Source organism: Vibrio sp. Vb0888, from assembly GCF_033338835.1.
GTDB lineage: Bacteria > Pseudomonadota > Gammaproteobacteria > Enterobacterales > Vibrionaceae > Vibrio > Vibrio alginolyticus.
Genome location: NZ_JAWOTL010000013.1, coordinates 25,081 through 38,449, shown reverse-complemented (window position 1 = coordinate 38,449; position 13,369 = coordinate 25,081). Strand labels below are relative to the sequence as shown.

Sequence of the window (13,369 nt, the reverse complement as noted above, 5' to 3'; positions counted from 1 at the left end):
TCTACGTTGTATAAGCTAAATGAGATGTTTGAAACCATCCAAGGGGAAGGGATTTTCACTGGAGTCCCTGCTGTTTTTGTTCGGCTTCAAGAGTGTCCGGTTGGTTGCTCATGGTGCGATACCAAACAGACGTGGTATGCAGATGAGAATGATCAACGTCAAATAGGCGATATTCTGGTGAAAACGGAAGACTCTCCGACTTGGTGTGTTGCATCTGCCGAGAACATCGTAGAGCAATACCAACAGCAAGGCTTTAATGCTAAGCATATCGTGATTACTGGTGGAGAGCCTTGTATTTATGATCTGCGCCCTTTAACAAAGGCGTTTGAAGATATGGGGTGCCAATGCCAAATTGAAACCAGTGGCACATCAGAAGTGATTACTTCAGAAAATACGTGGGTGACAGTGTCACCAAAAGTGGCAATGAAAGGTAAATTGCCAGTGCTTAATAGCGCGTTAGAGCGAGCAAATGAGATTAAGCATCCAGTCGGCACCCAGAAAGACATCGACCACCTTGATGACCTTTTAGCAAATGCGAACGTAGCGGCTGAGACTATCATTGCACTACAACCAATTAGCCAGAAGCCTCGTGCTACGCAATTGTGTATTGATACGTGCATTGCCCGCAATTGGCGTTTGTCTGTTCAAACTCATAAATATTTGAGTATTGCTTAGACGAGAGACTCGTCATCATTCGAGGTAGCTTTTCTATCTAATTCCGGTTTCGCGAGTAATGCCGTTGGTAGCTTTGCTATCGAAACATTGTCGATATATCTAAACAATTTATAGCGTTGTAAAAGCCAAGCAGTGTTGGCTGTTGTGGTGTGGTGCTATCTTTGGTTCGACAATCGTTTCGCATTTAATTGATGCCACCAATCTGGCGGCATCAAAATGAAGCTCTGTTGGCTGGAGTTTCACGCTGAGATAAAACGTTTAGAAGCTAACGCAAAAGGTTTTATCCACCGCTATTACCGCTAACAAAGACTATTTGCTCGCTAAGTATTCTTCTAAGCCGCTTTGTCGCAGTAGGCACGCTGGGCATTCACCACAGCCTTTACCAACGATTCCGTTGTAACATGTTAAAGTATTGTTTTGGACAAACTCCAACATATTATGCTTATCAGCTAGAGCCCAGGTCTCGGCTTTAGTAAGCCACATTAAAGGAGTCTTAATATTGAAGGCTTTATCCATACCTAAATTGCAAGAGAGATTTAGAGAGCGAATAAAGTTGTCTCGGCAGTCAGGGTAACCACTAAAGTCTGTTTCGCAAACTCCCGTAATGATGTCTTGAATGCCAAGCTGGTAAGCATGGATACATGCGTAAGTAAGAAAGAGAATGTTTCTCCCTGGAACGAATGTATTGGGTACGTTAGCGTCGCTTAAGTCATTAGATACCGGAATGTTGTCTCTTGTCAGCGAGCTTATCGCTAACTCATTAATTGATTTTACATCCAGGACTTTGTGGCTTTTGATGTTAAGTTGCTTACCTAATTCGATAGCGATATCTATTTCATCTGAATGACGCTGGCCATAATCAAACGTTATAGCATGAACTTCATCATATGTATTTAATGCATCGATTAAGCAGGTCGTAGAGTCCTGCCCACCGGAAAAAACCACAAGTGCTTTTGTTGTAGCCATGTTGAACCCTTAGTTATGCTCTTTGATTCTTTGGTATTGATACGTATTCTTAGGCGTTTAATCCCAATTACGTACTCGACTTCGTGGCGATTGCGTCTGCAATCAGCTGGGCTGTGCTCTCAAGCACTCTTTGCTTGTCATCATTTGACAGCTTGTGGAGATTCACAGCAAGTTCAGCGGTGATTTCATCTTCACAAAAAAAATAGTTTAGAGGCACGTTTAGCTCATCTGCGATAAGTTTGAGCGTTTTTACGTCGGGAGTATGGCGCTCCCTTTCGTATTGATTCATCCTTGCACTTGCAGAACTATCATCCATGCCGATACGGATGCCCAGTGCTTTTTGGGACAGATTCGCTTGTTTACGCGCATGCTTAAGGCGGGCTGGGAGTGGGTTATTAAACAACACTTAAAGTTCATACGAAGGACTAGGATGACTAAGATTATCTTAGTTTTTCTGATTTGTGTATACTAAGTAATGCTTAGTTATTGCCGAGGTCGCCAAGGCCGTGTCTGTATAACTAAACAAGATTTCGTATCTTTAGGTTGATTAAGTGACGTTGAATCTACTTCTTCAAAAACTGCCGTATGAAGGAGTGGGAGGAGCGAGTAAGGGCACGAGAAACCGCAGCGATTTGTGGAGCAGAATTTGCTCTTCACATAAACGTAGTCGTCTAAGTTGAAGAGCAATATTGTTCTTGATGATCAACTATATACTTAAGTAAATAACTGTGTCGCACAATAGATCAGAGCTGCTGCTAAGCTCATATTGATGACTTTACCATATCTCTGGAATTGCGATTGAAGTAGCTTTCCTGCAACGGCCCAAACTACGTTGCTAAGAAGTGCGATCAAAGCAAGAATGAGGCTAGTCGCTAAGATCCAGTAGATATTCTGAGTGTGGGGCAGTACGAACGTAGAAATAGAGGTAATTCCATAAAGAATGATTTTCACATTAACGAACTGCAAACCGAAACCTGTTAAGAAACTGATACCTTTAGAATTATCCGGTGAAGTTTTGATCTCACTCGTAGCAAGCCCCCAAGCCAACCAAACAATATAAGCTGCTCCAATCCATGTTAGCCAAGGTGTAATCACGGGCAAGAGGCTGATCATGTTATACGTGAAAGCGCCACAAAGTAGCATCAAAACAACATAGCCACAAAACATCCCCGAAATCACTTTTGTTGAGCGTTTTAGTCCATATTGCGTCGCGATGCTGAGCGATAAAATGTTGTTTGGCCCTGGTGTAATTGAAGTAATGATTACGTAAGTAAAAAATGCGGTGTAGATGGCGGTCATCTCTATCTCTCCTGTTTTTACTGCACTATACTTCGCTACAATTGATTAAAAAATTGAATAAATTAAAACTTAGACTTTTAATTTATTGAACTGTTGGTTGTGGAGTCTAGTCATGAATCTAAAACGCTTTCTTACTTTTAAAGCTATTGTTGAAGAAGGATCGTTTCTAAAAGCGTCACAGAAGCTTTATTGCACGCAATCAACCGTCACCTTTCAAATCAAGCAGTTGGAACAAGATCTGTCTTTGCAGCTGTTCGAAAAAATAGGGCGTAAGATGGTTTTGACTCAAGCAGGAGAAAAGATACTGCCTTACGTCTATGAACTGGCGCGAGTGATGGAAAATATTGAGGGAACAGCACAGCAAGAAAACTCGGAGCCGACCGGTGAATTGAAAGTGCTGATTGCTGAGACTCAACTTGCTTATAAGATGGCTAATGTTTTAAAAGAGTTCAGGATCAGAGCGCCCAATGTCCGACTCTCTCTGCAATCACAAAATTGCTATCAGATTCGAGATGAGTTGATAGCGGATAAAGCTGATTTAGGTGTGTTTTATCGAGTAGGTAATGACGATACGCTCAAGGTCCACGAGTTTGAGCAGGAGCCACTGGTATTGGTTGCTTCACCGCTTTTAAAAGGGCTAGATTTAAAGAAGAGAGAGCAACATATTGATTTAGGGTTTATAAGCAATGGCCCTAAGTGCCTTTTTCGACAGATGTTTGAGAGCATTATTCAAGAGCGTGATATTAGCATCGACAACATGATCGAACTTAGCAGTATTAATACGATCAAAAATTGCGTTGAGAGTAATATTGGTATCTCTTACTTACCTCGTTTTACGGTTGAAAAAGAGTTGCAAGAGGGCAGTTTACAAGAGCTTGAGTTCACCGAATTTTCACAGATGATCAAGCCACTCTGCGCTTATCATGCTGGGAAGTGTGTGACGCCGGCGATGGAAGTCTTTATTGATTGTATGCGTAACGAGTATGAACGGTTTTCTACTCAGAGTCGGTGATCTTTAATATGTTCTATCTGACATAGTTTCGTTTTTACTCCTTTTTATTTTTTAAGTGACCACTTCTAATTTATTGATTTTTTTTGCTTTTTTGTGAATTCGACTGTTGTGGGATGATAAATGGGATCTGATGTGAAGAGCTATTTATTGACGGAAAGAGATAAGATATCAAAACGACGGCGTGTGATAACTAGATTAGATAAGGTTACATAATTAACAGTGTAATAAATGCCATTCTTTATGGATTATTTTCAACGAGACTTAATTGTTACGGTTCGTTATTATTAACTCGTTAACGCATCCATTGCTAGGAAGTTAACTTACGCATATTGTTTTTTTCATCATTTGCAGCAAATTATATTTGCTGCTTTTTTTTAACCCAAAAAAGTTCAAAGCTTGAACTACAAGCTCTGAACTTTTGTTTATACTTAGTGGTTTTCTACTTTAATAAGTAAAACACCGTTTAAAAGTATCGCGTAACCTAGTAACTCTAAGCTTTCTTCGACCAAGTTTTTCACGTCTCTATTGTATGAGTTCCCCATGAACTCGACCCAAAAATCACCATACCCTGCAAATCGTGAGAATAAGAAAACAATAAAAAAGCCAATCGTTAATGTCGTGAAGCTAGAATGAGAAATGAAAAGTTTGACCTCATTTTTTATGTTAACTATGTTATTAAAACAAAAATAACAGACCGAGACTATTATAATCCAAGCAGGGTACTTCCATGAACCGTGAGGGAAATACTGCTCTATGTGGTAGTCCATTTCTCTAACGAATATAACCATAAAAAATGAAGACATTATTACTAATATGTGTTTGAGTTCAAGATATTCCTTAGATTTATACAAACACATTAACGATGAAAAAAGCACAAATGCTATTTGAGTCATTTCTATAAGAGAGTTCTCCGATGTGCTTTTGTCCATTTTTACGCTAAAATAAATCGTTGCTAACGTATAAATAACCAAAAAAATAAGATAAGATATTTTATATACTAACAAACTAGTGACCGAGGTGTGTTTTTCTTTAATATACATCGTAACTTGTATAGGTGATGGATTTGTTAGTATTATAAATCAAGAATTTTTTATATTTAGTGAATTAAGCGCCATTTAGAATGGAACTTAATTCACCTAACATTAAACTTCGATGGATCTTAAACATTTCTGTTTTAAATTATTGATTTTATTTGATTTTCTGTTAATTTTGATTAAATAGAATCAACTAGCTTTTATTGAAATGCTTTTCCCATATTGGTGGTATGCCAACTTCTTCTTGAACGATATCAATGAATGCCCTAACCAATGGTGATTGCTGACGGTGTGAGTACATGGCATAAATATCACCAAAATCTTGAGTTTCATATTCTGGTAAAAGTTGAACTAAATTAGAAGACTCTAGGTTGTTAGGAAGCATAAATTGACCTATAAGTGCAGCGCCCAGACCTGACTTTACGCTTTCAATTATTAGCTCAGCTTCATTTACCATGTATGACCCTGATATTGGGTATGTATCTAAACCATCTGATTTTGCTTTGTCGTAGAATTTAAGTTTATCGACAATAAAATTACCATTTGAATAAATAATAAAAGGTAGCTTAACTAACTCATCAGGCGTTTCTGGGTTACCATGTTTTTCAATTAAATTTCGAGAAGCAATGATTGCAGTCGTATTTTTTGCTAATTTTCTTGCTACCATTGATGAATCCCTCATAGGTCCGATTCGAAAAGCAATATCAAAATTACTTCTAATCACGTCTACATGAAGATCATCTAGCATTAGTTCAACACTTGCTTTTGGGTACTTATGTAAAAACTTCTCTATCGAAGGTTGTAGATAGAGTTTTCCAAATAATGTTGAGCTTGAAATTCGTACTTTCCCTGAAGGCTCAGTCTGAAAGTTCTCCGCTATTTGTTGAGTATCATCAAGGAGTTGAGATATTTGGTCTGCTTTTTCAACTATTTGCTTGCCGACTTGTGTTAATGAAAGAGAGCGAGTTGTTCTGTTTAATAGCCTAACGCCTAAGTGCTCTTCTAACTGCTTGATGTGTTTAGATAAAACAGAGCGGTCGATATTCATCCCATCTGCTGCTTTTGCAAAAGATCCAGCTTTAGAGACTTCTAAAAGCAGGTGTAGTTTATTTGCTAAATCCACAATGTTTATCCAAGTTAGATATTAGCGTATTAGTTTCATGTATAACTGCTGCTCTGTCTAGAAATTATTAATATACTTAATAACCAAAAGAAAAGGGAGCAATAGCTCCCTTTAGTATGAATTTAAATGAGTATTTATATTATGGTTATAGTGTTTGACGTTTTTTGTTTCGACTCACTAACATGTAAAAAACAGGTGTGAGTAGTAATCCAAATACCGTTACGCCTACCATACCCGAGAATACGGCAATACCCATTGCTTGTCGCATTTCCGCTCCGGCCCCTGTACCAATCATTAATGGAATAACACCAGCGGTAAATGCAATTGATGTCATTAGAATCGGTCGAAGACGTAAACGACATGCTTCCAAAATCGCTGATAAGGTATCTTGGCCATTGTCTTTAAGTTCTTTAGCGAACTCCACCATCAAGATGGCATTTTTACACGCTAGAGCCACAAGGACAATCAAAGCAATTTGTGTGAATATATTGTTGTCACCACCAATGAACCAAACACCTGCTAGTGCAGAAAAAATGGTCATAGGAACGATCAAAATGATAGCGAATGGCAGTTTTAAACTCTCGTACTGCGAAGCTAGCACCATGAAAACTAACAAAACAACAAGTGGGAATATATACACCATCGTGTTACCAGCCAAAATCTGCTGGTAGGTTACATCAGTCCATTCATAAACCATTCCCTCTGCTAGGTTTTGATCCAGTACTTCCTCAATAGCCGTTTGGGCTTGGTCAGAGCTGTAACCAAAAGCAGGACTGCCGTTTAGTTCTGCACTAGGGTAGCCGTTATAGTGCATCACGCGGTCAGGCCCAATCGTGGGTATGATCTCCAGTACAGCGCCGAGAGGAACCATTTGTCCGGCAGCATTTCTTACTTTGTAGTTAAGTATTTGGTCAGGTTCGAGACGATAGTTCATGTCTGCCTGGGCATTCACTTTGTATGTTCTACCAAACATATTGAAGTCATTGACGTATAATGATCCTAAATAAACTTGAAGCGCATCAAAAACCTGCTCTAGAGGAACACCTTGCAGCATCGCTTGTTCACGATCTATTTGGATGTCCATCTGCGGCACTTGTATGCGAAATGTAGAATATAATCCCATCAGCTCGGGTCTTGTTGATGCCTCACTTATTACCAAGTTCAATTGCTTGAAGAGCTCATCAAACCCCTTGTTCGCACGGTCTTCGATTTGAAGCTTAAAGCCGCCAGTAGATCCAAGTCCTTGGATTGGTGGTGGTGGAAAAATCGCAACGAAGGCTTCATCAATAATTGAAAAGCTCTTATTTAAAGATGCAACAATCGCATTTGCGCCGAGAGTTGGATCATTTCGTTTATCGAAGTCCTCAAGCGTAACAAAAACGATGCCACTATTCGGACTGTTAGTAAAACCATTGACCGATAAGCCTGGGAAAGAAATGGTTTGTGCTACGCCAGGTGTTGCCAGCGCGAGGTTTTCCATTTCTTTAATAACGGACTCTGTTCTATCTAAACTTGCTGCATCTGGAAGTTGGGCGATCGCAACTAAATACTGCTTATCTTGTTGAGGAATGAATCCTCCAGGAACCGCTTTGAATAGAGAAACCGTTCCCCCGAGTAACGCAATGTATACCACCACAACAACAAGGCTAAAGCGAATCAGCTTCTTGACCAGAGCTTGATATTGGTTCGAGCTGTACTCAAAAATTCTATTGAATGGCGCAAAAACATACTTACCAAAAACCGCATCCAATAGCTTGGTTAGCCGATCGGGTTTTGCGTTCTTATCTTGTAATAGCAGTGCTGATAAAGCAGGCGATAACGTCAACGAGTTAATTGCTGAAATAATCGTCGAGATCGTAATTGTTAGTGCGAACTGCTTATAAAACTGACCGGATAACCCTGTAATAAAGGTCGTCGGGATGAACACCGCACATAACACTAAAGCAATTGCAATAATTGGCCCGGTAACTTCGGTCATTGCTTGTTTCGTTGCTTCTAGTGGTGCAAGACCATTATGGATGTTCCGTTCCACGTTTTCGACGACGACAATGGCGTCATCGACGACGATGCCTATGGCGAGAACAAGCCCAAACAACGAAAGCGTGTTAATCGATACTCCAAGCATTTGCATTACGGCGAACGTACCGATTAATGAAACAGGCACCGCAATGATAGGGATGATAGACGCGCGCCATGTTTGCAAAAACAAAATGACTACGACAACAACAAGTACAATTGCCTCTAGCAGAGTATGAACCACCGCGTCTATCGATCCACGAACAAAGACGGTCGGGTCGTAGGCTATTTCATATGAAACTCCAGCTGGAAAGGCTGCTTGTAAACGGTCCATGGTTGAACGAACCTGATTAGATAGCTCAATAGCATTAGCACCAGGGCGCTGGAATACGGGCATCGCCACCGCTGGTTTACCATTTAACAAGGCGCGCAGTGCATAAGAGTTTTGACCTAGCTCTACGCGTGCAACGTCTTTAAGACGTGTCAAAGCCCCTGTTTCGTCAACTTTTACTACAATGTCGTTGAATTCATCAATATTCTCCAAGCGGCCTTTTACGTTCAACAAAACTTGGAATTGGTTTTCATTAGCGGCTGGTTGCGCACCTAATGAGCCTGCTGCCACCTGTTGGTTTTGAGATCGGACGGCGGAGACAACGTCCATTACGGTTAGATTTCTAGAAGCGAGCTCATCTGGATTTAACCACAAGCGCATTGAGTACTCGTCACCACCGAAAAGGCGCACATCACCAACGCCTCCGAGCCGAGCTATCTCATCTTTCAAGTTTAAATTAGCGTAGTTAGCTAAATAACTGACTTCACGGCTAGAATCTGGAGAATATATATGCACAACCATGGTGAGATCAGGAGAGGCTTTTTCGGCAACAACTCCTAACCGTTGGACGGCTTCTGGTAATCGGGGCAAAGCTGTAGTGACGCGGTTTTGAATTTGAACCTGAGCTTTGTCCAAGTCCGTACCCAAAGCAAAGGTTACGGTCAATGTCATTCTGCCGTCACTGGTTGCCTGCGAAAACATATATAACATGTTTTCTGTACCATTAATTTCTTGCTCCAGAGGCGTAGCAACTGTTTCTGCGATTACTTTTGGGTTCGCACCAGGATAGTTTGCTGTAACTACTACTGTAGGAGGGACAACCTCTGGATATTCACTCACAGGCAACTGTAAAAGTGAAATTGCGCCTACTATTAATATCAATAGCGATAACATAGAGGCAAATATGGGTCTTTGAATAAAAAAGTGTGCAAATTTCATTCGGTTGTCTTCTTAGTCTTGAGCTAAACGTTTGTTTGGCAACGATGTTGAGTTTGAAGCCATAATCAATGAAGTATTGCTAATATCTAGCGTGACATTTTTTGGTTTGACTTTGCTATTTGGGCCAACTTTTGCTGGGCCATTTACCGCAATAATTGAGTCGGCGTTCAAGCCATTCTCGATAGCACGAAATGTTCCGTAACGTTCGCCTAAGGTTACGATGCTGTATTGCAACGTATTCTCTTCATTGAGTGTTAATACAAAGCGGTTTTCTAGATCTGTGCCAATAGAACGCTCTGGAACGAGAACTCGTTCAACTGGTTTGGTTGTTGATATCTGAACTCGGCCAAACGATCCCACTTTTAAGTTTGATTTTGTTGCATCGAATACCGCTCGAACCTGCAAAGTACCGGTGTTTTCGTTGATGGAGTTGTCGACAAAGTCAACGCGTCCAAAAAACACCTGCCCATTTTGTCCAGATAGTTCAAGACGAGTAGGTAAGTTAGAGTCGGCATTGATTGTCGAGAAGTAACGGTTCCAAGTTCGCTCATCGACATCAAAGTATGCATATACCTGATCGTTAGAGACAATGTTTGATATAACGCTTTGATTTGCGTTTACATTGTTTCCTTTAGTAATGAATGCTCTTGAAATAGTGCCGCTAATAGGGGCATATATCTTCGTAAACTCAAGATCTAACTTTGCGGATTCTAACTGAGCACGCAAAGCCATTAGTTCTGCAGAGCGTTGTTTTACTGCGGTATCTCGGGCCTCTGCTTGTTCCGCTGAGATGGCTTTTCGCTTAACCAGTTGGGCGGCTCTCTTTTGTTCGTTTGCTGCTTGCTCTAGCGCAGCTCGAGCACTCTTAACTTGCGCTTCAAGTCGTGAGACCTGAGCTTTGAAGGTTCGATCATCAAGAGTGACGAGTAAGTCACCTTTGTTGACACTCTGTCCGTCTTTGAATTCTACCGTTTCAATAACTCCGGAAACGCGTGGCATTAAAGAAACTTTCTCTGGGGCTTGAAGCCTTGTTGTAAAGGTGAACCACGATTGAACCGGCTCATAGATGACTTTGGAAACGTCTATCGTAGGTAAGGGAGTATTAGGTTGTTTGGTTATCTCTTCGTCTGCACAAGCAGCTAAAACGGATAAAAGGCCAATGCCGAAAACTTTCTTTAACATTTGTCGCGCCCTAAATGATTCTGTTCATACTAAAAGGAACGGCATTGTATTCATTGTACCTATGGGTAAATAGGCCCTCAGCGAACATAGAGTAGTGATAAAAATGCACGATTAAATATTGGTCAAAATGCTCGCATTTTGGTTTGAAAAAGGTCAGTTTAGGGTTTTAAAGACGTGGAGTATTGTTAAATGTAATAAGCCATAATAGATGGGAATAACTAAACAGAAGCTAAAGATAGCGACGAAAATTAAAGCGTTTTTAATTCGTGCATTATTTGCAATTCACTGATGCAATTTGAACCATAAAAAATTGAAATTAATTTTGTAAAATCCATTTCCCATCACATAAAGAATAAAAACTAAATAAGGAATTGTGCAGTGGATCTCGCAAGCCAACTTGAATTACTACTGGATGTCTCTGAATACGGAACTTTTGCTAAAGCTGCTGACAGAAATCATATAGATCGTTCAGCTTTGTCAAAACAGATCAAAAAGCTAGAGGATGAATTGGGCTTACGGCTGTTAAACCGTTCCACGCGTTCGCTATCCCTGACCAATGCTGGTGTTGAGATGGTGGCGCAAGCTAAGAAAGTAAGAGAGGTTCTAACTGAAACTCGTAGTATTGCTGCTACATTTCAGGATGAACCGAAGGGTAACCTGAAAATATCAAGCTCCACTTTCTTTGGCAGAGCTTACTTAAATCAGGCAGTTAAAGAGTTTATAAAACAGTACCCAAACATTACTGTAGAGCTGCTGCTCGATGATAATCGAGTCGATGTTATCCACGAAGGTTTTGACGTTGTGTTTCGTATCGGACCAATCCGAGAGTCCAATATGATAGTACGTAAGTTGGCAAGCAATAATATGGCACTGGTTGCATCGAAGAGTTTTATTGACAAGTATGGAACCCCGAGCTCTCCAGAAGAGCTTATAAAAATGCCAGCAGTAATATACTCTAATGCTAACTTTAAGGCAGATAAGCTACGTATAGCGCCAAGCCAGTCATCAAGCGACGTTAGAACGTATAATATCAATGGGCAGTACTTCGTGAATGAAACTGAGTTAATGCTCGATGCCGTAAAATCTGATCTAGGGTATGCTTTAATAGGGCAGTTCTTTCTTCAGGAGAGTTTGAGTAAACAAGATCTTGTACAGTTGCTTCCTGATTATAATCTTCCCGCGATAGGGGAAATATATGCAATGTATACTCACCGAAATCAACAACCATTAGCCAAACTGTTCATTGATACTGTTCAAAAAATAATAGGGACGCCTCCTGTTTGGATGGATTATCTCAACTAATATGAGTACTAGGACATAATGTTTTAGATTGAGGGCTTGTTTATATTTATCCATAGAATATGGTTGAATTTGCACTTTAAAAATAATTGCCACTGTTCATAATTTCACTCGATTCAAACAACACAAGTAGTGGTAATTAAATGAAAATGACAAGAACGTCGATCGCAATCGCAGCACTTTTTTCTGCAAGTGCTGCAAATTCAGCCGTAGTTTATGAAGATCAAGAATCAGTATTAAATATTCATGGCCGAGCGCAAGGGATGTATTATTTCTCTGATGATAAAAATGCAGACGGAGATAATAGCTACATTCGTGTAGGACTTTCAGGTGAGTCTAAAATAAATGAAGATCTTTATGCCTTCGGCTTATATGAGTTGGAATTTAAGTCTAATCGCAGAGATGCTGATGGGATTGAAGATGATGAATTTGATATCCGAAAAGGCTATGTAGGAGTTGGTGCAGATTACGGAACAGTAAGTTATGGACGTCAATACGGTGCGGTCACTTTAGTATCTGACTACACGGATATTTTCCCGGAGTTTGGTAATGAAGCTGCTGGCGTAAGTGCGGATCTATATGGTACCGGTCGCTCCGATTCAGTATTTAAGCTAACGACAAGCTATGAAGGTTTGAATATTCATGTTAGCTATCAGGCTGAAAACGATGAAGTGTCAACAGATGCAGCCTCTTATGGTGCGGCGGCGGACTACAAGTTGCCATATGGCTTCAAAGTTGCGCTTGGTTACAACGAAGGTGAAGGGCAATCGGGTGCAGAAGATGCAGAGCTGCTAACGGGTGCTATTGCATTTGAATACGACAAGTTTTATGCCTCTGTTTTATACAGTGATGGTGAAAACTGGGCTAAAGATGGTTCTGAAAGTAATATTGATTACACCGGTATTGAAGCAGTTGCCACTTATGAAGTAACAGATAAGCTTTGGGCACTAGTTGGCTATAACAATCTAGAGCGTGATGATGAAGATGTCGTCGATTACTACTCACTAGGTGCAGAGTACGATTTGACTTCTAATTTTAAAGCACTAGCAGAATACAGAATTACAGATGTAGACAATGAAGACGATATTCTTGCAATAGCTGCGAGATATTCATTCTAAAAAATTAATAAAGCTAAAAAGCCTGAAACTATTTTCAGGCTTTTTTATTTATCGGTGTAAGTTCATAAGTGCTGACTTTCGTCCATATATAATGGATTATATTGATCGTTACTTGTTTAAGTGTTTTGAATATAATTGTTTTGTTAGCTAGTCCACTGCTAGTTTTCATTTTCATATTTTTTGAATGATGATTTTTTCTTTGGCAACAAGAAGTATCTTGTTGCCTTTTTTTACGTCTTATGGTTAATTAAAACAAAAAGAGTTTTTTTATATATTGCTATAAACGAGAAAAATATAACGAAAATTGTCAATCTTAGGTTGAGTTAATCGTCATAAAAAAGTGAACTCAATTTCAAGGGTCTTTTTCATTTAAGT

The 13,369-nt window shown here is 39.9% G+C and carries 10 protein-coding genes; 4 read left to right on the top strand and 6 right to left on the bottom strand.

The window, feature by feature from the left end; all coding sequences use genetic code 11:
* The first annotated feature begins 24 nt into the window (after window positions 1-24).
* The gene (gene queE / locus R7P72_RS17235; RefSeq protein ID WP_031777254.1) at window positions 25-675 is read left to right on the top strand and encodes a 7-carboxy-7-deazaguanine synthase QueE; all 651 of its coding nucleotides are present in this window, start codon (window positions 25-27) and stop codon (window positions 673-675) included.
* 309 nt (window positions 676-984) lie between these two features.
* Here the strand turns inward: queE and queC are convergent, their stop codons facing one another.
* The 3 genes from queC to eamB all read right to left on the bottom strand — a co-directional run bounded on the left by queC (window position 985) and on the right by eamB (window position 2,940).
* Window positions 985-1,641, bottom strand: coding sequence for a 7-cyano-7-deazaguanine synthase QueC (gene queC, locus R7P72_RS17230; RefSeq protein WP_005377298.1), 657 nt, complete (start codon window positions 1,639-1,641; stop codon window positions 985-987).
* A 67-nt stretch (window positions 1,642-1,708) separates the two neighbouring features.
* Entirely contained in the window at window positions 1,709-2,047 is a 339-nt protein-coding gene (locus tag R7P72_RS17225; protein ID WP_005388200.1) for a helix-turn-helix domain-containing protein, read from the bottom strand.
* Between the two features lie 308 nt (window positions 2,048-2,355).
* Entirely contained in the window at window positions 2,356-2,940 is a 585-nt protein-coding gene (eamB, locus tag R7P72_RS17220; RefSeq protein ID WP_047102681.1) for a cysteine/O-acetylserine transporter, read from the bottom strand.
* Window positions 2,941-3,052: 112 nt separating this feature from the next.
* Between eamB and R7P72_RS17215 the strand changes: the two genes are divergently transcribed.
* Window positions 3,053-3,952, top strand: a complete 900-nt coding sequence (locus R7P72_RS17215; protein WP_005388203.1) for a LysR family transcriptional regulator — start codon at window positions 3,053-3,055, stop codon at window positions 3,950-3,952.
* A 1,227-nt stretch (window positions 3,953-5,179) separates the two neighbouring features.
* Here the strand turns inward: R7P72_RS17215 and R7P72_RS17210 are convergent.
* The 3 genes from R7P72_RS17210 to R7P72_RS17200 form a co-directional block, all read right to left on the bottom strand.
* Window positions 5,180-6,109: a LysR family transcriptional regulator gene (locus R7P72_RS17210; protein ID WP_005377305.1), complete on the bottom strand. Its 930-nt coding sequence runs from the start codon at window positions 6,107-6,109 to the stop codon at window positions 5,180-5,182.
* Window positions 6,110-6,254: 145 nt separating this feature from the next.
* Entirely contained in the window at window positions 6,255-9,395 is a 3,141-nt protein-coding gene (locus R7P72_RS17205) for an efflux RND transporter permease subunit (RefSeq protein WP_005377311.1), read from the bottom strand.
* Between the two features lie 12 nt (window positions 9,396-9,407).
* Entirely contained in the window at window positions 9,408-10,577 is a 1,170-nt protein-coding gene (locus R7P72_RS17200; protein WP_005377315.1) for an efflux RND transporter periplasmic adaptor subunit, read from the bottom strand.
* 378 nt (window positions 10,578-10,955) lie between these two features.
* Between R7P72_RS17200 and R7P72_RS17195 the strand changes: the two genes are divergently transcribed.
* Window positions 10,956-11,879, top strand: coding sequence for a LysR family transcriptional regulator (locus tag R7P72_RS17195; RefSeq protein ID WP_005377321.1), 924 nt, complete (start codon window positions 10,956-10,958; stop codon window positions 11,877-11,879).
* Window positions 11,880-12,019: 140 nt separating this feature from the next.
* Window positions 12,020-12,994 (top strand): porin, encoded by a 975-nt coding sequence (locus tag R7P72_RS17190; protein ID WP_005377322.1) that lies wholly within the window; start codon window positions 12,020-12,022, stop codon window positions 12,992-12,994.
* Window positions 12,995-13,369 lie beyond the last annotated feature (375 nt).

Coding starts and splice junctions, on each gene's coding strand:
- R7P72_RS17215 (WP_005388203.1), top strand. CDS start 3,053: ATGAATCTAAAACGCTTTCTTACTTTTAAAGCTATTGTTGAAGAAGGA.
- queC (WP_005377298.1), bottom strand. CDS start 1,641: ATGGCTACAACAAAAGCACTTGTGGTTTTTTCCGGTGGGCAGGACTCT.
- R7P72_RS17190 (WP_005377322.1), top strand. CDS start 12,020: ATGAAAATGACAAGAACGTCGATCGCAATCGCAGCACTTTTTTCTGCA.
- eamB (WP_047102681.1), bottom strand. CDS start 2,940: ATGACCGCCATCTACACCGCATTTTTTACTTACGTAATCATTACTTCA.
- R7P72_RS17200 (WP_005377315.1), bottom strand. CDS start 10,577: ATGTTAAAGAAAGTTTTCGGCATTGGCCTTTTATCCGTTTTAGCTGCT.
- R7P72_RS17205 (WP_005377311.1), bottom strand. CDS start 9,395: ATGAAATTTGCACACTTTTTTATTCAAAGACCCATATTTGCCTCTATG.
- queE (WP_031777254.1), top strand. CDS start 25: ATGTTTGAAACCATCCAAGGGGAAGGGATTTTCACTGGAGTCCCTGCT.